This window comes from Kitasatospora sp. NPDC047058 (genome assembly GCF_040643935.1).
Taxonomy (GTDB): domain Bacteria; phylum Actinomycetota; class Actinomycetes; order Streptomycetales; family Streptomycetaceae; genus Kitasatospora.
This window is the reverse complement of record NZ_JBEYVJ010000107.1, coordinates 1-22,695: the sequence shown is the minus strand read 5'-3', so window position 1 is coordinate 22,695 and position 22,695 is coordinate 1. Positions and strand designations below refer to the sequence as shown.

The following is a 22,695-nucleotide window of genomic DNA, read 5'->3' as shown; positions in this document are numbered from 1 at the left end:
GTGAGGTCGGCGCCGACGAGCGGGGTGTAGGCGGTACCGGGGGAGGTGGCGGTGTCGAGGGTGCCGAGGATGACGGCGGGCTCGGGCCGTGCGGCGTCCGGCACGTCGGCGGGGGCCTCGCCGGCCGGCACCGGGCCGGAGTCGTGCGCGTCGACCAGCGTGCGCTCGTCGAACGGCAGCGCGCCCGCCAGCACCTGCCGGGCCCGCTCCCGGTCGAGCTCGCCGGTCCAGTGCCCGATCAGCACGGTGGCGACGGCGTTGCCCGCGAAGTTGGTGAGCGCCCGGGCCTCGGACATGAAGCGGTCGATGCCGACGATCAGGCCGACCCCGTCCACCAGCGCCGGCTTGTGCGACTGCAGTCCGCCCGCCAGGGTGGCCAGCCCGGCGCCGGTGACACCGGCCGCGCCCTTGCTGGCGATCACCATGAACACCAGCAGCGAGACCTGCTCGCCCAGCGACATCGGCTTGTCCATCGCCTCCGAGATGAAGATCGAGGCCATGGTCAGGTAGATCGCGGTGCCGTCCAGGTTGAAGCTGTAGCCGGTCGGCACGGTGATGCCGACGACCGGGCGGCTGACGCCGAGGTGCTCCATCTTGGCGATCAGCCGCGGCAGCGCGCTCTCCGAGGAGGAGGTGGAGAGGATCAGCAGGAACTCGCGGCCGAGGTAGCGCAGCAGCGTGAACACGTTGACGCCCGCGACCAGCCGCAGCAGGGTGCCGAGCACGACGACCACGAAGAGCGCGCAGGTGACGTAGAAGCCGATCATGATGACGGCGAGGCTCTTCAGTGCGGCGGTGCCGGTCGCCCCGACCACCGCGGCCATGGCCCCGAAGGCGCCGACCGGCGCCACCCACATGATCATCGACATGACCCGGAAGACCAGCCGCTGGACGTGCTCGATCCCGCGCAGCACGGGTGCGCCCGCCGTGCCCATGGCCTGCAGCGCGAACCCGGCCAGCAGGGCGACCAGCAGGGTCTGCAGCACCTTGCCCTCGGTGAGGGCCGAGAGCATGGTGGTCGGGATCATCCCGAGCAGGAAGTCGGTGGTGGACTGGGCCGCCCCCGCGGCGGCCTGGGCGTGGCCGGACTTGGCCAGGGCGGCGGTCAGGTGCAGGCCGCCGCCGGGCTCCAGCAGGTTGCCGACGGCCAGGCCGATCGCCAGTGCCACCGTCGACATGGTGAGGAAGTAGCCGAGTGCGAGGCCGCCGACCTTGCCGACCTTGGCGGCCTTGGTCACCGAGCCGATGCCCAGCACGATGGTGCAGAAGATCACCGGGCTGATCATCATCTTGATCAGGTTGACGAAGCCGGTCCCCACCGGCTTCAGCTCCACCGCGAACCCCGGCGCGGCCAGACCGACCACGACGCCGGCGAGCACGGCGACGATCACCGCGAGGTAGAGGTAGTGGGTGCGGTCCTTCCGTCTGACCCCCGCCTGCGGTCCTGCTCCGGTGATCGACATCTGCGGCTCCTTCGCCCTGCAGTCCTGGCGGCCCCGGGTGGTGGGCCGTTCCGAACTATGGCGGTGCGCCGTGACGGAGGTCACGTTTGCGTTCATAGAGTTCACGCGGGCCGGCCCGGCGGAGGGTGGACGGGCGCGCGGGTGGGCGGCCGGCCGGATGCCGGGCGCGGTGGTTCGCCCGGTGCCGCCGGGCCCCTGGACGCCGCTCGGCGGTGGTGCACACTGTCAGACATGTCCCCGCCGCCCCCGCGCACTCCCGCCGCACCGCCGTGGTCGCCGCGGCCGCTGCGGTCACGGTGGTCACTGCGGTCGCTGCGACCGCGGCGGTCCCGGCCGGTGCCCGGTACGCCGCGCCGGCTGGTGCGCAGCCTGGCCGGGCAGCTCTTCGTCGTGCAGGTGGTCATCGTCGCCGCCGTGGTGGCCGGCGGGGCCGTGCTCGCCTACCTGTCCACCGCCGGCCGCACCGAGGCCGCGGCCCGCCGCCAGGTGACCGCGGTCGCCCGGTCGGTCGCCGACTCGCCGTCCGTCCTGGCCGCCGTCACCGGGCCGGACCCGACCGCCGTCCTGCAGCCCTACGCGGAGCAGGTGCGGGCGGACACCGGCGTCTCGTTCATCACGGTGATGGACACAGCCGGGGTCCGCTGGACCCACCCGCTGCCCGAGCAGATCGGCAAGCCCTACCTCGGCCATATCGACTGGGCGCTCGCCGGGGAGACCCGCAGCGAGACGTACACGGGCACGCTCGGCCCCTCGGTGCGGGTGGTCACCCCGGTGCTGGACGAGCGGCACCGGGTGGTCGCCCTGGTCAGCACGGGCATCACGCTGCAGTCCATCTCCGCCCAGCTGCGCGGGCCGCTGCTGGCCCTGGTCGGCGTCGCGGCGGCCGCGCTCGCGGTCGGCGGGTTCGGCACCTACCTCGCCAACTCCCGGCTGCGGCGGCACACGCACGGCATGGGCCCGGCCGAACTCAGCCACCTGTACGAGTACCACCAGGCCACCCTGCACTCGGTGCGCGAGGGCCTGGTGCTGCTCGACCGCCGCCACCGGGTGGTGCTGTGCAATGACGCGGCCCGCGAACTCCTCGGACTCTCCGGCGACTTGGAGGGCCGGCCGGTCGACGGCCTGGGCCTGCCGGAGGCGCTGGTGGCCGCGGTGCTCGGGGCGGAACCGGTCCGGGACGAGGTCCACCTCACCGCCGAGCGGGTCGTGGTGCTCAACACCTCCACCATCGGTACCGGCCTCGGCCGCGTGCTGACCCTCCGCGACCACACCGAACTCCAGGCGCTGAGCGGCGAGTTGGATTCCGTCCGGGGCTTCACCGACGCGCTCGGCGCCCAGGCGCACGAGGCCGCCAACCGGCTGCACGCCGTCGTCTCGCTGATCGAACTCGGCCGCCACGAGGAGGCGGTGGAGTTCGCCACCGCCGAACTCGCCCTGGCCCAGCGGCTCACCGACCGCGTCGTCGCCGCCGTCGGCGAACCCGTCCTGGCCGCACTGCTGCTCGGCAAGGCGGCCCAGGCGGCCGAGCGGGGCGTGGAACTGACGCTCACCGGGGACAGCCGGATCGACGACGGCGTGCTGCCGCCCGGCCTCTCCGCCCGCGACCTGATCACCGTCCTCGGCAACCTGGTCGACAACGCCGTGGACGCCGCGATCGCCGGCTCCGCCGCCTTCCCCGGCCCGCCCGAGGTGACCGTCACCGCCCGGATCGACACCACCGCCCGGGACGGCGAACACCTGCTGCTGCGGGTCGCCGACACCGGCACCGGGATCGACCCGGCGGCCGTGGACGACGTGTTCCGGCGCGGCTGGAGCACCAAGCAGGACGGCCGCGGGCACGGACTCGGGCTCGCCCTCGTCGCCCAGACCGCCCGGCGCAACGGCGGCACCGTCGAGGTCGGCCGGGACCGCGGCGCCGTGCTCACCGTCCGGCTTCCGCTCGCCGCGGTGCCCCGGCGGCGCGAGGCGGTGGCGCCGTGACCCGGCCCGAGATCACGGTCCTGGTGGTCGAGGACGACCCGGTGGCCGCCGCCGCCCACACCCTGTACGTCGGGCGGGAGCCCGGGTTCCGCGCCGTCGGCACGGTGCACAGCTGCGGGGACGCACTGCGCTTCCTGGACCGGGCCCGCGCCGCCGGCCGCCCCGTCGACCTCACCCTGCTCGACCTCTATCTGCCGGACGGGCACGGCCTCCAGCTCTGCAGCACCCTGCGCGCGGCCGGGCACGCCACCGACGTCATCGCGGTCACCTCCGCGCGCGACCTCGCGATGGTCCGCCAGGCCGTCTCGGCGGGCGTCGTCCAGTACCTGCTGAAGCCGTTCAGCGCGGCGGCCCTGCACGACCGGCTGGAGCGGTACGCCCGCTACCGCGACACCCTCGCCCGCACCGGCGAGGCCACCGGCCAGGACGAGGTCGACCAGGCGCTCGCGCTGCTGCGCACCCCCGAACGCACCGCCCTCCCCAAGGGCCTGAGCGCCCCCACCCTCGACACGCTCGCCACCGTCCTGCGCGAGGCCCGCTCCGGCCTGTCCGCGGCCGCGGCCGGCACCGCCGCCGGCGTCTCCCGGATCACCGCCCGCCGCTACCTCGAACACCTCGTCGACACCGGCCTCGCCGCCCGCGAGCCCCAGTACGGCAACGTCGGCCGTCCGGAGCTCTGCTACCGCTGGACGGGCGGCGGGGGAGGCCGGTAGCCCGGAGCGGCGGCCCGCCCCGCCCGCCTGGTCGGTGGTCCGTACCGGGTGGTCTGGACGGGGGTGGTCCGGACGGGGCGCGGGGCCGGCCGGGCGGGTCAGGCGCCGGTGCGGGTCGCCCGGGCGAGGTACTGCTCGTCGGTGTCCGTGTAGGCGTCCAGCTGCCAGCCGGTGGCGGCGAGGAGCGGCCGGAGGTTCGGTTCGGCGCGGAGGTCGTCCGGGGTGAGGCGGCGGCCGTGGCGGGCGGCGAGCGCGGCGCGGCCGATCGGGTGGTAGAGCGCGAGCGTGCCGCCGGGGCGGGTGACGCGGGCGAGTTCGCGCAGCGCGCGGTCCGGGTCGGGGAGGTGTGAGACGAGGCCGGCGGCGAAGACCGCGTCCAGGCCGGCGTCCGGGAGCGGGAGACGGGCGCAGTCGGCGAGCAGCAGGACCGCGGCGCCGGCGTGCCGGGCGGACGCCTCGTGCAGCATCTCGGGGGTGACGTCGGCGCCGAACACCCGGCCCTCCGGGCCCACCGCGGCGCGCAGCAGGGGCAGCGCCCGGCCGGTGCCGCAGCCGGCGTCGAGCACGGAATCGCCCGGGCGCAGGCCGAGTCCGGCGATCGCGGCGGCGTAGCGCGGGCCGTCGTCGGGGAAGCGGGCGTCCCAGCCGGCGGCGCGGGCGGCGAAGAACTCGCGGGTGCGGGCGAGTTCGGCCTGGTACTCGGCCTGGTGCTCGGCCTGGTGCGAGGAGGAGTCGGGCGCGGAGGGCGACATGCGGTGAGGGTAGCGCGCGGGACCGTAACCTCCGGCCGGGCCGCTCGTTGGGGAATCGGGCTCCTTGTCACCCGCACGGGTGGTTCTTGCCGCCAGGGGCGTATCCGGCCAGGTCAGGGCAGTAAAGTTAGGCTTACCTAACTTCTTGGGAGTATGCCTTGACGCTCGCCGCCGTGCCCGCATCCGGGTCCGCCGCTCTGCCCACCCAGGCCCAGACCCCGGGCCGGCCCCAGGGCGGGAGTCAGGCCCGGAGCCAGGCCCAGACCCAGGGTTCGGCCGGCGAGGCCATCCTGCGCCGGCAGCGCGTCCGCGAATCCGCCGCCCGCACCTACGCCCGCTCGTTCCCGATCGTCCCGGTGCGGGCCAACGGCATGACCGTCGAGGGCGCCGACGGCCGCCGCTACCTCGACTGCCTGTCCGGCGCCGGCACCCTCGCCCTGGGCCACAACCACCCGGTCGTCCTGGAGGCGATCCGCCGCACCCTGGACAGCGGCGCCCCGCTGCACCTGCTCGACCTCGCCACCGCCGAGAAGGACGACTTCACCACCGCCCTGTTCGAGAGCCTGCCCCGGGAGTTCGCCGAGCAGGCCCGGGTGCACTTCTGCGGCCCCGCCGGGACGGACGCCGTCGAGGCCGCCCTCAAGCTGATGCAGACCGCCACCGGCCGCTCCGGCGCCCTCGCCTTCACCGGCGCCTACCACGGCATGACCGCCGGCGCCCTCGCGCTCACCGGCAACGTCGCCGTCAAGGAGCCGCTGCCGGGCGGCGGCGAGGTCGTCCGGCTGCCCTACCCGTACGGCTACCGCTGCCCGTTCGGCGTCGGCGGCGAAGCGGGCGGCGAACTCGCCGCCACCTACGCCGAGCGGCTGCTCGACGACCCCTCCGGCGGCGTGGTCCGGCCCGCCGCGATGGTCCTGGAGGCCGTCCAGGGCGAGGGCGGCGTCGTCCCGGCCCCCGACGACTGGCTGCGCACGATGCGACGGATCACCGCCGAGCGGGGCATCCCGCTGATCGTGGACGAGGTGCAGACCGGCGTCGGCCGCACCGGCGCGATGTGGGCGGTCGAGCACAGCGGGATCCTCCCCGACGCGATGGTGCTCTCCAAGGCGATCGGCGGCAGCCTGCCGCTGGCCGTCGTCGTCTACCGCGCCGAGTACGACGGCTGGCTGCCCGGCGCGCACACCGGCACGTTCCGCGGCAACACCCTCGCCATGGCGGCCGGCGCCGCCACCCTCCGCTACGTCGCCGCGCACGGACTGGCCGGCCGCGCCGCCCTCGTCGGCGCCCGGATGACCGCGCGGCTGCGCGCGCTGGCCGGCGAACTCCCGGCGATCGGCGACGTCCGCGGGCGCGGGCTGATGATCGGCGTCGAACTCGTCGACCCCGCCGCCGAGCCGGACGCCTGCGGGGCCCGCCCGGCCGCGCCCGCCCTCGCGGTCCGGGTCCGCGAGGCCTGCCTCGCCCGCGGGCTGATCGTCGAACTCGGCGGCCGGCACGACGCGGTGCTGCGGCTCCTCCCGCCGCTCACCATCACCGACGAGCAGGCCGACGCCGTGCTCGACCGGCTCGCCGACGCCATCGCCGCGGCCGCCGCGGAGGAGCCCGCCGGCCCGGCTGCGACTTCGGTTGCCGGCCCGGCCGCGGGCGCGGGGGAGGGCCGGTGAGCGGGCGCGGCGGGCCGGGGGTGCCGGACGGGCCGGACGGGCCCGGCTCCCCCGACAGACCGGGCGACCCCGGCATGCCCGCGGACCCCGACCTGCCCGACGACCCCGCCGCCGCGCCGGACGCACTCGCCGGCGGGGTGAACGGCCCGGCCGCGCTCGGCCCGCTGCTCGCCACCGTGCTCGACGCGCTCGACGCCGGCGCGGCTCGCCGCGGCGGCCCGCTGCCCGCCGGGCACCCGGCCGAACTCGCCGAACGGGTCACCGACCGGCTGGCCGGCGCCCACGGCCCGCAGGCGCTCGCCGTGCTGACCGAGCTGCTCGCCCACGGCGCCGCCGACCCCGCCGACCCGGCCTGCGCCGCCCACCTGCACTGCCCGCCGCTCGCCGTCGCGGCCGCCGCCGACCTCGCCGTCAGCGCGCTCAACCCCTCCCAGGACTCCTGGGACCAGGCCCCCGCCGCGACCGCGCTGGAGACCGCGCTGCTCGCCGAACTCGCCGCCCTGGTCGGCTACGACCCCGCCCACGCGGCCGGGGTGCTCACCTCCGGCGGCACCGAGTCCAACCTGATGGGCCTGATGCTCGCCCGCGACCAGAAGCTCGACGGCATCGTCGAGCTGGACGGCGTGCCGGCCGGCGTCACCCCCCGGATCATCGCCTCGCAGGCCGCGCACTTCTCCGTCCAGCGCGCCGCCGCCCTGCTCGGCCTCGGCGAGCGCGCCGTCGTCCCCGTCCCGGTCGACCGCGACCTGCGGATGGACCCCGCCGCGCTGGAGCGCGCCCTCGCCGAGGCCGCCTGGGCCGGGCACACCCCCGTCGCCGTCGTCGCCACCGCCGGCACCACCGACACCGGCGCGATCGACCCCCTGCACGCCGCCGCCGACCTCGCCGCCCGCCACGGCGCCTGGCTGCACGTCGACGCCGCCTACGGGGGCGGCGCACTGCTCTCCGACCGGCTCGCCCCGCTCCTGGACGGCATCGCCCGCGCCGACTCCGTCTCCCTCGACTGGCACAAGCTCGGCTGGCAGCCGGCCGCAGCCGGCGTCTTCCTGGTCCGCAGCGCCGAGACCTACGTCTCGCTCGCCCGCCGCGCCGAGTACCTCAACCCGGCCGACGACGAACAGGCCGGCTACCCCAGTCTGTTGGGCCGGTCGCTGCGCACCACCCGGCGGGCCGACGCCTTCAAGATCGCCGTCACCCTGCGCACCCTCGGCCGCGCCGGACTCGGCCGGCTGGTCGACGCCTGCCACCGGCTCGCCCTGGACGCCGCCGAGGCCGTCCGTGCCGAACCCGAACTCGAGCTGTACACGGAACCCGTCCTCACCACCGTGCTCTTCCGCTACCGCCCGCCCGGCGAACACGACCGGGCCGTGCTCGACGCGGTCAACGCCGAACTCCGCCGGACCCTGCTGCGCACCGGCCGCGCCGTCGTCGGCCGGACCGAACTGCCCGGCGAGGGCCCGGGCCGCGTCCGCCTGAAGCTGACCCTGCTGAACCCGCACACCACCGCGGCCCAGGTCGGTGCCCTGCTGCACGAGATCGTCCGGATGGGCCGGGGAACCCGCCCGGCCTAGTACTCCAGCTGTAGATCTTGATCACGGTTGTTGGACTGCCTGTCGGTGGTAGTGGCTGGCGCGGGCACGGGCTTGGTGTCGTCGTCGCCAGTCCGACCAGCGGAGTCGGTGCGCGAGGCCGCGGGCCGGCGTGATGAATGCTTCGAAGAGGCGTCGGATCTCGCTGCACGTCAGCGGGGCGAGCTCCGACGGTGGCGTACTACCAGCCCGTTCGATGGCTGCCGTGACTGCGAGGAAGGCGTGCGCGAGCATGGCAAGAGTGGTCCAGCGGTGCCAGGACGTCCAGCGGCGGACCTGGTGCTCGTCCAGTCCGGCCAGGCCCTCGGCGGCCTGGAAGGTCTCCTTCACGGTCCACCGGCGCCCGGCCACCCTGACCAGAGTGGTCAGCGGAACCGGACGGGCCGAGTAGCAGCGGTAGAAGGCGAATTCACCGGTACGCCGGTTGCGTCGGATGAGCAGCCACCCATGGCCTGAGCTGCCCGGCGGCCTGTCGATGTCGACCTGAGCCCAGTCGTAAAAGCGGTGGCCTTTGGCGCCGTCTCCCGCCGAGAGCCGTTGCCAGGCCCTCTTCGGCAGACCGTGGGCCAGCAGGCCGGCCGGGAAGACGCCCGCGCTCGTTGTGATCGGCCGTTTGCGCGAGATGGCGAGGACGTATCCGACCTGACGTCTTTCCAGCTCGGCGCTCAGGTGAGGGTCGCCGCCATAGACCTCGTCGCCGGTGACCCAAGCGGCCGGCACGTCGGCGTCCAGGGCCTGGGCGATCATCTCGGTGGCCAGGGCGGGCTTCGTGGCGAACCTCAGGTCGTCGGGGATGCCGGCCGCGCGGCAGCGGTCGGGGTCCTGGGTCCATGAGCGGGGGATGTAGAGGCGGCGGTCGATGGCGGCGTGCCCGGCCGTGGAGGAGTAGACGAGGTAGACAGCGACCTGGGAGTTCTCTATCCGGCCCGCGGTTCCGGTGTACTGGCGCTGGACTCCGACGCTGTGGGTGCCCTTCTTGAGGTCGCCGGTCTCGTCCACGACGAGCACGGCATCCTCCTCCCGGAGGTGGTCGACGACGAAGGCCCGTATGTCGTCGCGTACTTGGTCCGCGTCCCAGGACGCGCGGCTGAGCAGGTGCTGCATGCCGGCCGGACTCTCGTCCCCGGCGTGCTCGGCGATCGTCCAGCAGTTCTTCCTCGGCAGGTCGGCGAGCAGACCCAGCACGAATGCTCGTGCCCGGCGGCGCGGCTCCACCCGGGCGAACCGGCCAGCGACCCTGGCCATCAGGCCCTCGAGTATCGCCTGCCAGCGGGCAGGGTCAACGCTGTGGCCCACGGCCACCGGCTGATTCTCGTTTGTCCACACAACCGACGATGATCAACGGTGGCCGTCTCCGTCTGTGGACCGGCCTCACCCAGTGAGTGAGCGCGTCAGGTGGCCAGTTGAGCGTTGACCGGGAAGGGTATGCCGTATCCCGTGCGAGCGTCGTCCCGTTCTACTCCACCGGCTCGCGCCAGGCGGCGACGAGATCGTGGAAGCGCGAGAAACGGGCGCCAGGAACGGTCTCGCCACTGAACGTCTCGCCGTTGAGCCAGCAGATGTCGAAGATGTCGGTCTCGGTGTCGAGTAGGCAGCACACACCGCCGGTGGTGGAGGTGAGGTCGGTGAACACCTTCCTGACGCTCGCGGACTGCACGAACATCCGGCTCATACTCGAGGTAGCGGCTGTGAACTGCAGTGACGCGAAGTTTGGGTGCCAGGCGGGGGAGAACCTGACAGTCAGGTAGATGTACCCGACCGACACTCGTCCCCGCTCGTCGACCTTGTCGGAATCGCGGAGGAAGAACTCGCGCATCGCGTCGTCGACGCCGATGACGATCGAGGTGTCCAGTTCGAGCGTGCCGCCTGCTGAACAGTCGACCGGTTCGCTCTTGAAGTTCGAGGTGAACGGCACGATCAACTGCTCGCCGCCCGGCAGGGTCACCGGAAGCGGCGGCGTGTCGCGGCCTTGGGGGGCGAGCTCGGCCAACCGGGTCAGTGCCCTCATAACGTTCCGAGGGGGCATGAAGATCTCGTAGCTGTAGTCCAGTCCCATGCCGCCCTGCCTCCCCTGTCCTGAACAGGCATCCTTCCATGATCTGGATCGGTCGCCCAGTTGATTCACACCCCGCAAGATCAGGATCTACAGCTGGAGTACTAGTCGGTCCGCTGGGTCCGCCGGCCCGGCCGGTCCGGCGCGCGGAGCCGGCGGAGCCCTGCGGTGCCGGCGTCCGGCACCGCGCCCAGTCCAAAACAACGGCTTTTCCCTGCAGGGATGTTGGAGGAAGTCACACTGGCGTGACATGCTGTCCGGGGGATATTCGGCCGCCCCCGGAAAGCCTCCGTGGACATACCTTTTCGCGGGAGTACAGGCCGATTCCAGCCGCCCGGTGATCAAATTCCGCCAACCCCCCGGCAGGGCTTGCGGAGATCCCGAAGAGCGGCGGTAACTTCATGTGGCCGCCGCCCCACCAAGAGCGAACGACTCCCCGGGGCAGACCGCCTGACCAGGCGCGTGCCATCCGCGTGCGGCGGTCCCACCCCTACATCCGGGTGAACTCCGCCTACCCGCCCTGCGCTTCTGCGAATCCCGGTAAAGCCGCGGGCGCCACGTGAGACCAATCCCCTGACCAATCCTGCGAAAGCGGAGGCAAGGCATGCGCGAAACCCTCCCGGACGAGAGTGCCGTCACCATCGATCCGGCCGCATACGAGGCACTGCCGTTCTCCGACCGCTGCGGCGAGATCTGGCGGCGCGGCGAGCACCTGCTCATCGGCGTCAGTCCGGGAAACAGCTATTTCAGTCACCGCCGAATATCCGAACTCATCGGGTGGGGGAGGGAGTTGTTCGAACGGATCGACATCGTCCACGCCGACCTGCACGTCGAGGCCCAGTTCGAGGCCTTCGGCTACACCGCCGAGCACGCCCTGCGGCGCGCCGCCAAGGAGGTCAAGACGACCGCCCGGCGGATCGCCCGCGGGATCGAGGAGGCCGGCGGGCCCGACGGCGTCCGCGCGCACGCCCTCTCCGACTTCGCCGGCCACCCCGCGTACCGGCGGCTGCACCGCCGGACCGTCGACGCGCTGCGCACCGACCGGGTGTTCCGGGAGGCCGCCGAGGGCATGGCGCGCGGCTTCCTGGCCGCCCGGATGGACGAGGGCCTGGCCCCGAACGAGCCCCAACTCGCCGCCGGAATCCGGTACATCGCCGCCGAGCTGCCGTTCTTCCTGGACACCCCTTCGCTGCTCGGCGTGCCCACCTCGGTGAGCTGCTACCACCTCCAACTGCCGCTCACGCCCGTCCTGTTCGGCCGGGACGAGGGCCTGCGGGCGGCAGCCGGCCAGGGGTACGCGGTGGTCCGTCCGGCCGCCCCGTCCGGGCCCGCCCCGGCCGCCGTCATGCAGCCGGCCCGAGCCGCCTGAGCCGTCCTTTCGGCCCTCGTTCTCTCCGTCCCTTTCCCTCTTCCTCCCTCTTCCGCTCACCAGGAGCACAGCCATGACCGACCTCACCTTCCCGCTCTCCCGCAGGGGCGACGTGCTGCCCGAGGAGGCGAACCGGCTGCGCGAGGAGCAGCCCGTCGCCCGGGTCCGGACCATGACCGGCGACCCCGCCTGGCTGGTCAGCAGCTACGAACTGGCCAAGCAGGTACTGGAGGACGAGCGGTTCAGCCTCAAGGACACCGCCAACCCCGGCGTGCCCCGCCAGTACGCGCTGACCATCCCCCCGGAGGTGGTCAACAACATGGGCAACATCAACAGCGCCGGCCTGCGCAACGCCGTCATGAAGACCCTGTCGCCGCGCGCGGACAAGGAGTTGGACGGCTGGCTGCAGGCCGAGGCGCACCGGCTGATCGACGCGCTGGTCGACCAGGGCGCCCCCGGCGAACTGCGCGACGGCTTCACCGATCCCTACTCCGCCGCCCTGCACTGCCGGCTGCTCGGCATCCCCGCCGACGACTGGCGCCGGCTGATGTCGGGCATCGACGTCGCCTTCCTCACCAGCCCGGTGCCGTTCGAGGGTTCGACGCCCAACTGGTACAAGGACCTCGGCTACATGCTGGACCGGCTCAACGCCGACCCGGAGCCCGAGGACGGTCTGCTCGGCCGGTTCGCCGAACTGCGCCGCTCGCCCGACGTCTCGGACCGGGTGGACGACGAACTGCTGGCTACCGTCGCGCTGTCGCTGTTCGGTGCGGGGGCCGTCTCGACCTCCTCGTTCCTGCTGCACGCGATCATCTACCTGGCGCAGCAGCCCGAACTGGCCGAGCGGCTGCGGCGGGAGCCGGAGCTGATCGGCCGTGCGGTGGACGAGCTGCTCCGGGTCAACCTGTCGATCGGCGACGCGCTGCCCCGGATCGCGCTGGCGGACGTGCGGCTCGGCGAGACCGAGGTGAAGGAGGGCGAACTGGTGCTGGTGCTGGTCGAGGGCGCCAACTACGACCCGGCGGTCTTCCCGGACCCGGAGAGGATCGACTTCGACCGGACCCACAACCCGCACCTGGCCTTCGGTGCGGGCCGCCACTTCTGCCCGGCCTCGGCGCTCGGCCGCACCCATGCGGAGATCGCGGTCGCGGCCCTGGTCGAGCGCCTGCCCGGCCTGCGGCTCGCCCTGCCGGTCGAGCAGCTGGCCTGGCGGCCCGGGTTCATCAAGCGGCTGCCGGAGCGGCTGCCGGTCGTCTGGTGACGTCGGCGGGGCGGAGCCGCGGCGGGACGGCGGCGTTCCGCCGGGCGCCGATGGAGGGGTGCTCCGGCGTCGGGCGGGGGGCCGGGTCCGGGTGGGGTGATCCGGGGTCAGCAGCCGAGCAGGATGCCGCGGATGCGCTCCCAGCTCTCCGGGTCGGCGGCGACCAGCAGGCCGTCCTCGCCGCCCGGCGCCTCCGGCCGGTAGGGGGAGCCGTCCAGCCGGGCGGAGACGCCGCCGGCCTCGCTGACCAGCAGCGAGCCGGGGGCGTGGTCCCAGGGCAGGGTGCGCCAGTAGAGGATGAAGTCGAGGGCGCCCTCGGTGAGGTCCGGGTACTCGACCCCGGCGGCGTGCCGCCCGGGGGTGATCTCGCCGAAGGCCGTGGTGTTGGTCTCCAGCAGCCTGCGGTGCACCGGGTCCAGGAAGCGGCTCTTGACCGTGCCGCGCCACTTCGCGGGCTCGTCGGCCAGCGGCGTCCGGGTCAGGCGGTGGCCGTTGCGCCAGGCGCCGGCGCCGAGTTCGGCGGTGTAGCAGGTGGCGGTGGCGGGCTGCCAGATCCATGCGGCGACGGTCTGGCCGGAGCGCACCAGTGAGGCCATCACGGCGTACTCGGGGCGGCCGGCGATGAAGTTGGACGTGCCGTCCACCGGGTCGACCAGCCAGACGGCGGGCTCGGAGTGCAGCGCCTGCGCGAGCGCGGGGTCGGCGGCGACGGCCTCCTCGCCGACCACGGGGACGGGCAGCAGTTCGCGGAGGCGTCGCTCGATGATCAGCTCGGCCTCGCGGTCGGCAACGGTCACCACCTCACCGGGGGCCTTCTCCATGACCTCCCCGGCGGCCAGCGCCCGGAACCGCGGCTCCACCGCCTCGGCCGCCGCCTCGGCGAGGATCTCCGCCACCCTGTCCATCAGCACCTGCGCGCTCCCTTCGCTGGCTACCACTCTCGCACGCCTGTGCGGTGGTGACCTGCGCCAGCCCCCTCGGGTGGGGCGCTGAGTGGCGGGTGACAGCTGACAACTTTCAGACGACAACTTTCAGCGAACAGATTTCAACATCTGTTCGCTGAAAGTTGTTCGCTGTCATCTGTTCTCGCCCGCCCGGATAGGTCGCGCCCCCCGGTCGGCCTCAGCCGACCGCCTTCGTCACGAGCATACGGACGAGCTGTTCGTCGGCCGCGGTCAGCTCCTTCAGGGCGAAGACGGTCGGCCACATCGTCCCCTCGTCGAGCGCCGCCTGGTCGCTGAACCCGAGCGTCGCGTACCGCGACTTGAACTTCTCCGCGCTCTGGAAGAAACAGACGACCTTGCCGTCCCTGGCGTACGCGGGCATCCCGTACCAGAGCTTGGGTGCGAGACCGGGAGCGGCGGCCTTGACGATCTCGTGGACCCGCTCGGCGAGGACCCGGTCCGCCTCCGGCATCTCGGCGATCTTCGCGAGCACGTCCTGCTCCGCCGCCGCCTCCTTCTCCGCCTTCGACGCACCGCGCCGCGCGGCCGTCTTCTTCTGCTCCTGGGCGTGCTCCTTCATCGCGGCCCGCTCCTCGGCGGTGAATCCGCTGTAGTTCTCGGACTTCTCGGCGGGCGACTTCGTGGACGACACGGTGGCTTTCCTCTCGGGCAAGGGGGACAGGGCGGTGCAGGACGGCGTGGACGGCGTGGGTGGGTTACGCGGCGGCTTCCCAGGCGAAGCCGTCCGGGTCGGTGAAGGTGTCGGTGGTGCCGCCGAGGACGATGCGGTGCGAGCCGGTGCCGTCGACGGGGACGCCGAGGTCCTTGGCCAGGGCGCGGCGCTTGTACAGCGCCAGCGTGACGCGGCCGGTGGTGCCGGGGGCGAACTCGGTGTACTTGCCGCCGAAGCTCTTGGCCACGGTCAGGCCCCGGCCGACGTAGAACTGCCGGGTGGCCTTGACGTCCTCGACGCCGATCAGCAGGACGAGCTCGTCGATCTCGCGGGTGGCGGGGCCAGTGTCCTTCTTCGCCGAGGTCGCGATCTTCCAGATCGTGCCGTCCGGGGCCTGGACGACGCCGCTGTAGCCCCACAGCGACTTCGCGGCGGGCTTGAGCACCGTGGCGCCGGCGTCCACGGCGGCGGCGACGAAGCCGTCGACGGTGGCCGGCCCGGACACCGTGAGCGCCAGGGTGAAGCCGCGGAACCCGGTGGAGCCGGCGTCGGACGCCCGCAGGTGGACGTGGGCGTCCACGCCGAAGGCGGTGTAGAAGCGGCGGGCGGCCTCCGGGTCGGCCACCTCGAGGGTGACGGAGGCGAGGGACGTGCGGGCTGCGGTGGAAGCGGTGGTTGCCATGACCATCACGCTAGGGGCTGCCCGGCGGCCGGGGCTTCTCGATTCCTGACCGGTCGCGCGACCTGCTTCGCCACGCACGCCGGCAGGCCCCCGGGCGGCATGCCGACCAGCGCGGATAGACCGGGACTCCTACGGCTCGCCCGCCTCCTTTGCCCTGCGCAGCGGTGCGGTGATCGGGGTGCTCAGGAACCATCCGGTGATCAGCGCTACAGGTGCGCCGAGCAGCCCCAGCCCCATCAAGCGCCCGTCATCGGTGGCGAGCGCAAGGGGAACGGTCTCGGTGAGGACGGTGCCGGCAGCCACGGCACCGGCCAGCAGGCTACGGTGCGCGTCCCGCTCCCAAACCGTCCGCGGCGACCAGGCCAGTGCCGCTCCCATGGCGGCGCCCGGCAGCACCCCCGGTGCCGCTCCCAAGACCGCAAGGACAACGATCGACTTCGGTCCGAACCCACCGAGGCCCGCAAGCAGCACACAGCCCACGAGCAACGTGGGAACGGCAGTGAGCAGAGACCCTAGCGCGGTTCCCAGTGCCACCACCTTCACCCGGATTGACATGCAGCCAGCCTGGCACACATTTTGAACACGTTCAATGTGAGGCGCTCCCCGTCTGACGCGTGGTCACGGCGGCTCCGTTCGGCACGTGGCGGCGCGCAGCCGGGCCAAGTGGGGATGCGCAAGGCCCCGGTGCGGGCCGCCCGCAAGCCCTAGGCTGGCCGCCTCCGGGAGCACCCAAGGACCTCAGGAGTCAGACAATGGCCATACCTCGCGACGCCCTCTCCGACCTGCGCCGGGCCGCGTCGGCGGGACTGCTCGACCTCGACGGGTCCGGCCCCGCCTCGCCCGAGGCGGTGCGGGCGCGGGAAACCCTCCTGGCGCCGCACTCCGGCACCGTCGCCTGGTCGGTTCCGCCGAGCTACCGGGCGTTGCTGGCGGAGCACAACCGGCTGCGCTGCCGTCGGGAGGACGATGATCGCGAGCGCGAATTCGTCCTCGTGGACGAGGAGGAGCTCGTGGGGTTGACCGCCGAGCTGGTGCACCTGCCCGAGGGGGTCAGCCGCGAGCCGGGGCGGTACCTGTCGACCGACCACCTGGTCGGGTTCGCCGAGGCCGGCTACGAGGCGGTGTGGTGTTTCGATGTCACGCAGCCCGGCCACGACGGCGAGTACCCGGTCTATTACCACCACCAGGACGAGCCGCGGGCACGCTGCCTCGCCGACGGCGCATGGGAAGAACAGGCCGACACCGTGCCCGACTTCCCGTCGTTCGCGGCCTGGTTCGAGGCGATGGCCGCGGCGTTCACCTCCGCGCAGCCGCCGGCGTGGCTCGACGAGATGGGCGCCCCGACGCTGGTCGGGCTCGCCCGCGACGGGATCCTCCGGACCGGCGGCCGGCACTGACCGCAGCCCTGACCGGCAGCGGCGCACCTGGAAGGCGGTTCCGGCGGTCGGCGGTGTGCCGGGGGAGGCATCCGGCGTTGTGCGGAAAACCGGGTGGCGGCGTGGCGATGAGTTTTCCGGCCCCGGCAGGTCTACATCTCGACGGGACGACCAAACTCATCGGGAGCAAATCATGGGCCTCATCCACATCGAACTGTTCGCAACCCTCGACCTCGTCGCGCAGGCGCCCGGCGGACCCGACGAGGACCCGGCCGGGTTCCCGTTCGGCGGCTGGCAGGCGCCCCTGCTGGACGAGGCCACCGGCGCGCAGATCGGTGCCGCGTACGAGGGCACGGACGCCCTCCTGCTCGGCCGGCGCACCTACGACATCTTCGCCGCCTACTGGCCGCACCAGAAGGACGGTGAGATCGCCGAGCTCTTCAACCGCGTCCCGAAGTACGTGGCCTCCCGCGGCACGCCCGACCTCTCCTGGGCCGGGTCCACCCAGCTCGGCCCGGACCTGGCCGCCGCGGTACGCGAGATCCGCGACCGGCACCGGAACGTCAAGGTCGTCGGCAGCCTCGACCTGGTACAGACCCTGCTGCGCGAGAAACTCTTCGACCGCCTCGACCTCTGGGTCCACCCGATCGTCCTCGGCGTCGGGAAGAAGGTCTTCGACGGCGGCGCCGTCCCCACCAACGTCACCCTCCTCGAACCACCGGCCGCCGGCCCCCAGGGCACCGTCTTCCTCCGCTACGCACTCGCCGACGGCACGCCCGCGACCGGGGACATGAGCGCACCCGACCGCGGCCTCGGCACCGAGAATGCCCGGTGATCCGATGAGCACCGTCGATGTCAACGGGATCACCCTGGGCGTCGAGTCGTTCGGTGACGACGACGCGCCGCTCGTCCTGCTCGCGGGCGGGCCGACGATGCTCTCCTGGCCCGACGCACTCTGCGAGCGCCTCGCCGCCGGCGGGCGCCGTGTGGTGCGCTACGACCTGCGCGACAGCGGGGAGTCGACGACCGCGGACCCGGAGGCGCCCGCCTACACCCTGCGCGACCTCGCCGCCGACGCCGACGCGCTCGCCGACGCGCTCGGCGGGGCGCCCGCCCACCTCGCCGGGACCGGCGTCGGCGGGATGGTCGCCCAGGTGGCCGTGCTCGACCATCCCGGCGCGTTCGGCGCGCTCACCCTGGCCGGCACCCGCGCGGTCGCCCCCGGCCCGTCCGACGACGACCTCCCCGACCACGACCAGGCGGCGATGAGCCGCCTGTTCGCGCGTGCGCTGCCCGACTGGAGCGACCGCGAGGCGGTTGCGGAGTTCGCCGCCGCCGGCGCGCGGATCCTCGGCGACGACCCCGCCGCCGCGCACGCCACCGCCGCGCGCATCTGGAACCGCACGCCCGGCACCGCTCCCCCGGTCCAGCTGGCCAACCAGCTGGGCCTGGTGTTCTCCAGGCTCGACTGCGGACCCCGCTGGCGCGAGCGCCTGCCCGGCATCGGAGTCCCCACCCTCGTCGTCCACGGCCGCCGCAACCGGTTCTTCCCCGTCGGCAACGGCGAGGCGATCGCGCGCGCGATCCCCGGAGCACGGCTGCTCGTCCTCGAGGAGGCCGCCACCGCGATCCCCGACGCGGCGGCCGGCGAGGTCGCCGAGGCGATGCTCGCGCTCGGATGACGGGCGGCGGTCGGCGGACTGGTCCGGCCTCCGGGCCGGCCCGGAGCGCGTTCACGTGCGCGTTCGCGTGGGGTCTCGCTGCGGTGTGCGTGTCCGGCGGGCGCGGGCGAGCGAGTCAGGAGAGCCAGTCCGCGTAGCGGGTGGGGGCGAGGTGGGCGTCCTTGTCGGTGAGGACGTCACCCTTGACCGCCGCGAACAGGCCGGCGGTGGGGTCGGTGACGACCGTACGGTCGTCACCCTTGTGGGACAGGGTGATCCGGCCCAGCTCGTCCAGGGAGAAGATCTCGGGGCCGGCGATGTTGCGGATGCCTCGCAGCGGGATGCCCGCCGCGACTTCTGCCACCGCGTCGGCCACGTCCTCGGAGGCGATCGGCTGGATCGGCGTGGCGGGCAGCCGGACCGTGTCGTCGTCGGCGGTCCAGGACAGGACGGCGTCCATGAAGTCCATGAACTGCGTCGCCCGGACGATCGAGTAGGGGATCGGCCCGGAGGCGAGGATGTTCTCCTGGAGCGCCTTGGCACGGTAGTAGTCCAGCTCCGGCACCTGGTCCACGCCGACGATCGAGAGGATGACGAAGTGGCCGACGCCGCCCTTCCGGGCCGCGGCCAGCAGGTTGTCCATCGAGGTCTGGAAGAAGCCGAGGGAGGCTTCGTCGAAGGTCGGGGAGTTCGTCAGGTTGACGACGACGTCGGCCCCCGCCACCGCCTCGTCCAGTCCCCGGCCGCTGATGACGTCGACTCCGGTGGACTGCGAGTGCGGTACCGCCTCGTGCCCGGCGGCGTTCAGATTCCTGACGACCTGCGACCCGATCAGCCCGGTGCCGCCGATGACTGCGAACTTCATGACTTGCCTTTCGTCGGGGCCATGTCCGCAATATGGCACGGGAATCCCCTGCAGGCATGGCGTGCACCCGGCCCGAGCAGGCCGTTTCCGTGACGTCCGGTCCGCACCGGAGCCGGCCCACCGGGCCGTGCCTCCCGCCCGTGCGGTCCGGATCACCCGGCTCGCCGGCGGCCGGCCGTTCCGCAACCCGAACGGAGCAGGCCCGGCCCGGCGGCTCCCCCGCCAAGGCGCCGTTCGGATGCGGGAACCCCGAACCCCGGCAGAATCGAGGTGGGGGGCGGCCCCGGCTGCGCCGCAGGCGCCTACGTGAGAGGACATGTCATGCCCGACTTTCACCCGAAGCACGACCACCTGATCGTCAAGCCGATCGGCGGGGCGGCCCCGCAGGACCCGGACCGCTGGAAGGGCGAGGTGGTGGCGGTGGGGCCCGGCCGGCCCCTGGGGAGCGGCAAGCCGCACCCGGTGGACGTCAAGGTCGGCGAGCGGATCTTCTTCAACCTGCGCGCCGGGTCGCAGTTCGAGGCGGACGGGGAGCAGTACGTCGAGCTTCCCGAGGACGAGGTCCTCGCACTCTCCGCGGAGTAGCAGCAGCCCCCGACCCCGAGGCCACCAGACCCCGAGGCCCACCAGACCCCGGGCCCCGAGACCCCTTGGAGATTCCCGTCATGACCGAACAGGCACCGGCCCGGATCGGCGTCACCGGTCTGGCCGTGATGGGCCGCAACCTGGCCAGGAACTTCGCCCGCCACGGGCACCGCGTGGCCGTGCACAACCGAACGTGGGCGCGGACCGCGGCGCTGCTGGAGGAGTTCGGGCACGAGGGCGACTTCGTGGCCGCCGAGACCACGGAGGCGTTCGTCGCGGCCCTGGAACGCCCCCGGCTGATCGTGATCATGGTCAAGGCCGGGGCCCCGACCGACGCGGTCATCGACGAGCTAGTGCCGCTGCTCGACGCGGGCGACGTGGTGGTGGACGGCGGAAACGCGCACTTCCCCGACACCAGGAGGCGCGAGGCCGCCCTGCGGGAACGCGGACTGCACTTCGTGGGCAGCGGGATCTCCGGCGGCGAGCAGGGCGCGCTGGAAGGGCCGAGCATCATGCCCGGCGGCACGCCGGAGGCCTACCGGGTCCTCGGACCGCTGCTGGAGGACATCGCGGCCAAGGTCGACGGCAAGCCCTGCTGCACCCACGTCGGACCCGACGGTGCCGGCCACTTCGTCAAGATGGTCCACAACGGGATCGAATACGCCGACATGCAGCTCATCGCCGAGGCGTACGACCTGCTGCGGCACGGGGCCGGGCTGCAGCCCGCCGCGATCGCCGAGGTCTTCCGGGAGTGGAACGGCGGGCGCCTGGAGTCCTATCTGATCGAGATCACCGCCGAGATCCTCGCCCACACCGACGCGGCGACCGGCAAGCCCTTCGTCGACGTCGTGCTGGACCAGGCCGAGCAGAAGGGCACCGGCCGCTGGACGGTCCAGAGCGCGCTGGAACTGGGCGTGCCCGTGAGCGGGATCGCCGAGGCGGTCTTCGCCCGCGCACTGTCCGGCAGCGTGCCACTGCGGCGGGCCGGCCGGGACCTGCCCGGCCCCGCCGAGACCTGGCTCGACAGCGCGGCGGCCGACCGGTTCGCGGGCGACGTCGAACAGGCCCTGTACGCCTCCAAGATGGTGGCCTACGCGCAGGGCTTCCACCAGATCCAGGCCGGCAGCGCGGAGTACTCCTGGGACATCGACCCCGGTGCGATGGCCGCGATCTGGCGCGGCGGCTGCATCATCAGGGCCCGCTTCCTCGACCGGATCAGGGCCGCGTACGAGGCGGACCGCGAGCGCCCCACGCTGCTGACGGACGCGCACTTCCTGGAGGCGCTCGGCTCCGCGCAGTCGGCCTGGCGGCGGGTCGTCTCGGCGGCGACCCAGCTGGGGGTGCCCGCCCCCGGCTTCGCCACCGCGCTCGCCTACTACGACAGTCTGCGGGCGGGGCGCCTGCCGGCCGCGCTGGTGCAGGGCCAGCGGGACTTCTTCGGCGCGCACACCTACCACCGCACCGACCGGGACGGGACCTTCCACACCCGCTGGGAGCTCCCGGGCCACCCCGAGGAACAGCGCTGACGAGCCGTCGACCACCCCCGCCTCCGACACCGCAGCGAGGGCGGGGACCCGGCGGCCCGGTGCGGCTGGACGGGTGCAGTTCGGCACCTGACGGCGGCGGGCTCCGCCCGAAGCGGCGTGCCGCCGGGTTACATGGGCCTGCGCCTCGGCGCGGGGCGTACCGGCGTCCTCCACGGCCCCGGACCCGACGAATGAAAGAGCACCATGGCAGAGCGCGACCCTCGCAACCGCCCTGGCCGCGGCCCTCTCCTCCGCGGGCTCGCCGCTGCCGCGCTCGCAGCGACCATGCTGGCGGCCTCGGCAGCACCCGGATACGGGACCGGCGCGGCCGCCCTGGCGCCCGGCACGCAGTTCACGCCGCTGACGGCGGCAGTGCTGACCGACCCGACGCCGTTCGAGGCCACGGACGGCAGGACGCACCTCTCGTACGAACTGCTCACCACGAGCGCGCTGTCCAGCAGCACGCCGCTACGGCTCGACCGGGTCGACGTCCAGGACGCCCGCACCCATCAGGTCATCGGCTCGCTGAGCGGGCAGGCGCTGGCCGAGGCCGCCAACCCGGTGGGCGACCCGCTGCCGGGTGCGGACGGGTACACCCCGCCGCCCCCGGCGCCGACGCCGACCGTCATCCAGGGCTCCCAGCAGTGGATCATCTGGCTGGACCTGGCCCTCGACCGCGGCCAGGCCGTGCCCGAGGTCCTCGAACACCACCTCTCGGGTGCCGTCCTGTCCACCTCCGGCCCGTCCGCCTTCGAGGAGACGGTGCAGGCCACGCCGACCGGCCGCACCGCGCCGTTGAACCTGGGCGCGCCGGTCCTCCCCGGCACCTGGTACGCCAGCGAGTCGTGCTGCGGCAACACCCACCACCGGCGCGGCCTCGCCCCGATCAACGGCCGCTTCGACGTGCCGCAGCGCTTTGCGATCGACTGGTACCGGCTCGGCGAGCAAGGGCAGGCCTGGGAAGGCGACCCCGCGCAGCTCACCAGCTACCTGAGCTACCGCCAGCCGGTCGTCGCCGCCACCGGCGGCCGGGTGGTGGAGGTCCAGGACGGAATCCCGGACAACCCGCCGCCCGTCACGCCGCCCGTCCCGCCGATCCAGGACACCGTCGGCAACCACATCACGCTGGAGGTCGCGCCCGGCCGCTACCTGCTCTACGCCCACCTGGAGGCCGGCTCGCTCGACGTCCGCGAGGGCGACTGCGTCGAACCCGGCCAGGTCCTCGGACTGATCGGCAACAGCGGCAACTCCACCACGCCGCACCTGCACTTCCAGGTCACGACCACGGCCGAGTTCTTCCCGACCGACAGCCCGCCGTTCACCTTCCAGAGGTTCCGCGTCATCGGACAGGTCGAACCACGGATCTGGGACGACAACCTGGGCCTGCAGCCGACCGGCGTCCTGCCGATCACGCCCTCGCCGTTCGACGGCCCTCACCGTGCGCAGTATCCGCTCGACCGCGAGGTGCTGGAGTTCTGACCGGGGCCCCGCCCGGGCCCGCGGAGCACGGCCCCCGCACCGTGGTGATCACGGTGCGGG

At 73.4% G+C, this 22,695-nt stretch carries 21 protein-coding genes and 1 pseudogene; 12 read left to right on the top strand and 10 right to left on the bottom strand.

Annotated features, from left to right (window positions below):
- The coding region (locus ABZ885_RS18355; protein ID WP_360189142.1) for a cation:dicarboxylase symporter family transporter at positions 1-1,463 on the bottom strand (1,463 nt) is incomplete at its 3' end.
- A gap of 336 nt (positions 1,464-1,799) precedes the next feature.
- Between ABZ885_RS18355 and ABZ885_RS18350 the strand changes: the two genes are divergently transcribed.
- Positions 1,800-3,443 (top strand): sensor histidine kinase, encoded by a 1,644-nt coding sequence (locus ABZ885_RS18350; RefSeq protein WP_360189140.1) that lies wholly within the window; start codon positions 1,800-1,802, stop codon positions 3,441-3,443.
- Positions 3,440-4,156 carry a response regulator gene (locus ABZ885_RS18345; protein WP_360189137.1) on the top strand — a complete coding sequence of 239 codons (717 nt, stop codon included), beginning with the start codon at positions 3,440-3,442 and terminating at the stop codon, positions 4,154-4,156. Before ABZ885_RS18350 ends, ABZ885_RS18345 begins: the two co-directional genes overlap by 4 nt.
- A 98-nt stretch (positions 4,157-4,254) precedes the next feature.
- On the opposite strand, the gene ABZ885_RS18340 is transcribed toward ABZ885_RS18345, so the two are convergent.
- Complete coding sequence (locus ABZ885_RS18340) at positions 4,255-4,908, bottom strand: methyltransferase domain-containing protein (protein WP_360189134.1); 654 nt, start codon at positions 4,906-4,908, stop codon at positions 4,255-4,257.
- Between the two features lie 287 nt (positions 4,909-5,195).
- On the opposite strand from ABZ885_RS18340, the gene ABZ885_RS18335 reads away from it, so the two are divergent.
- Together ABZ885_RS18335 and ABZ885_RS18330 are read left to right on the top strand one after the other, a co-directional pair.
- Positions 5,196-6,572: a diaminobutyrate--2-oxoglutarate transaminase family protein gene (locus ABZ885_RS18335; protein ID WP_360189147.1), complete on the top strand. Its 1,377-nt coding sequence runs from the start codon at positions 5,196-5,198 to the stop codon at positions 6,570-6,572.
- Between the two features lie 74 nt (positions 6,573-6,646).
- Complete coding sequence (locus ABZ885_RS18330; RefSeq protein WP_360189130.1) at positions 6,647-8,143, top strand: pyridoxal-dependent decarboxylase; 1,497 nt, start codon at positions 6,647-6,649, stop codon at positions 8,141-8,143.
- Positions 8,144-8,164: 21 nt separating this feature from the next.
- On the opposite strand, the gene ABZ885_RS18325 is transcribed toward ABZ885_RS18330, so the two are convergent.
- Both ABZ885_RS18325 and ABZ885_RS18320 read right to left on the bottom strand, forming a co-directional pair.
- Positions 8,165-9,406 (bottom strand): IS701 family transposase, encoded by a 1,242-nt coding sequence (locus ABZ885_RS18325; protein ID WP_360189127.1) that lies wholly within the window; start codon positions 9,404-9,406, stop codon positions 8,165-8,167.
- 211 nt (positions 9,407-9,617) lie between these two features.
- A complete protein-coding gene (locus ABZ885_RS18320; protein ID WP_360189124.1) occupies positions 9,618-10,217 on the bottom strand; it encodes a hypothetical protein in 600 nt (199 codons plus the stop codon).
- A gap of 601 nt (positions 10,218-10,818) precedes the next feature.
- Here ABZ885_RS18320 and ABZ885_RS18315 point away from each other — a divergent pair.
- Together ABZ885_RS18315 and ABZ885_RS18310 are read left to right on the top strand one after the other, a co-directional pair.
- Complete coding sequence (locus tag ABZ885_RS18315) at positions 10,819-11,583, top strand: tRNA-dependent cyclodipeptide synthase (RefSeq protein WP_360189122.1); 765 nt, start codon at positions 10,819-10,821, stop codon at positions 11,581-11,583.
- A 73-nt stretch (positions 11,584-11,656) separates the two neighbouring features.
- Positions 11,657-12,844 carry a cytochrome P450 gene (locus ABZ885_RS18310; protein ID WP_360189119.1) on the top strand — a complete coding sequence of 396 codons (1,188 nt, stop codon included), beginning with the start codon at positions 11,657-11,659 and terminating at the stop codon, positions 12,842-12,844.
- 107 nt (positions 12,845-12,951) lie between these two features.
- Here ABZ885_RS18310 and ABZ885_RS18305 read toward each other — a convergent pair whose 3' ends face one another.
- The 5 genes and pseudogenes from ABZ885_RS18305 to ABZ885_RS18285 all read right to left on the bottom strand — a co-directional run bounded on the left by ABZ885_RS18305 (position 12,952) and on the right by ABZ885_RS18285 (position 15,698).
- Positions 12,952-13,749 (bottom strand): inositol monophosphatase, encoded by a 798-nt coding sequence (locus tag ABZ885_RS18305; protein ID WP_360189145.1) that lies wholly within the window; start codon positions 13,747-13,749, stop codon positions 12,952-12,954.
- Positions 13,750-13,966: 217 nt separating this feature from the next.
- Positions 13,967-14,440, bottom strand: coding sequence for a DUF1801 domain-containing protein (locus tag ABZ885_RS18300; protein WP_360189116.1), 474 nt, complete (start codon positions 14,438-14,440; stop codon positions 13,967-13,969).
- A gap of 64 nt (positions 14,441-14,504) precedes the next feature.
- Positions 14,505-15,143, bottom strand: a complete 639-nt coding sequence (locus ABZ885_RS18295) for a glyoxalase (RefSeq protein ID WP_360189113.1) — start codon at positions 15,141-15,143, stop codon at positions 14,505-14,507.
- A gap of 5 nt (positions 15,144-15,148) precedes the next feature.
- A pseudogene (locus ABZ885_RS18290) lies at positions 15,149-15,232 on the bottom strand (AraC family transcriptional regulator); the annotation flags it as partial.
- A gap of 40 nt (positions 15,233-15,272) precedes the next feature.
- On the bottom strand, positions 15,273-15,698 hold the full coding sequence (locus tag ABZ885_RS18285; protein WP_360189111.1) for a hypothetical protein: 426 nt from the start codon (positions 15,696-15,698) through the stop codon (positions 15,273-15,275).
- A 197-nt stretch (positions 15,699-15,895) separates the two neighbouring features.
- Between ABZ885_RS18285 and ABZ885_RS18280 the strand changes: the two genes are divergently transcribed.
- The 3 genes from ABZ885_RS18280 to ABZ885_RS18270 all read left to right on the top strand — a co-directional run bounded on the left by ABZ885_RS18280 (position 15,896) and on the right by ABZ885_RS18270 (position 18,201).
- Complete coding sequence (locus ABZ885_RS18280) at positions 15,896-16,540, top strand: SMI1/KNR4 family protein (protein ID WP_360189109.1); 645 nt, start codon at positions 15,896-15,898, stop codon at positions 16,538-16,540.
- Between the two features lie 172 nt (positions 16,541-16,712).
- Entirely contained in the window at positions 16,713-17,354 is a 642-nt protein-coding gene (locus ABZ885_RS18275; RefSeq protein WP_360189106.1) for a dihydrofolate reductase family protein, read from the top strand.
- 4 nt (positions 17,355-17,358) lie between these two features.
- A complete protein-coding gene (locus ABZ885_RS18270; RefSeq protein ID WP_360189103.1) occupies positions 17,359-18,201 on the top strand; it encodes an alpha/beta hydrolase in 843 nt (280 codons plus the stop codon).
- A gap of 115 nt (positions 18,202-18,316) precedes the next feature.
- Here ABZ885_RS18270 and ABZ885_RS18265 read toward each other — a convergent pair whose 3' ends face one another.
- Positions 18,317-19,045 carry an NAD(P)H-binding protein gene (locus ABZ885_RS18265; protein ID WP_360189100.1) on the bottom strand — a complete coding sequence of 243 codons (729 nt, stop codon included), beginning with the start codon at positions 19,043-19,045 and terminating at the stop codon, positions 18,317-18,319.
- A 321-nt stretch (positions 19,046-19,366) separates the two neighbouring features.
- On the opposite strand from ABZ885_RS18265, the gene ABZ885_RS18260 reads away from it, so the two are divergent.
- The 3 genes from ABZ885_RS18260 (at position 19,367) to ABZ885_RS18250 (ending at position 22,635) form a co-directional block, all read left to right on the top strand.
- Entirely contained in the window at positions 19,367-19,630 is a 264-nt protein-coding gene (locus ABZ885_RS18260) for a hypothetical protein (protein ID WP_360189097.1), read from the top strand.
- A gap of 80 nt (positions 19,631-19,710) precedes the next feature.
- A complete protein-coding gene (gene gndA / locus ABZ885_RS18255; RefSeq protein WP_360189094.1) occupies positions 19,711-21,156 on the top strand; it encodes an NADP-dependent phosphogluconate dehydrogenase in 1,446 nt (481 codons plus the stop codon).
- Between the two features lie 204 nt (positions 21,157-21,360).
- Positions 21,361-22,635 (top strand): M23 family metallopeptidase, encoded by a 1,275-nt coding sequence (locus ABZ885_RS18250; RefSeq protein ID WP_360189091.1) that lies wholly within the window; start codon positions 21,361-21,363, stop codon positions 22,633-22,635.
- Positions 22,636-22,695 lie beyond the last annotated feature (60 nt).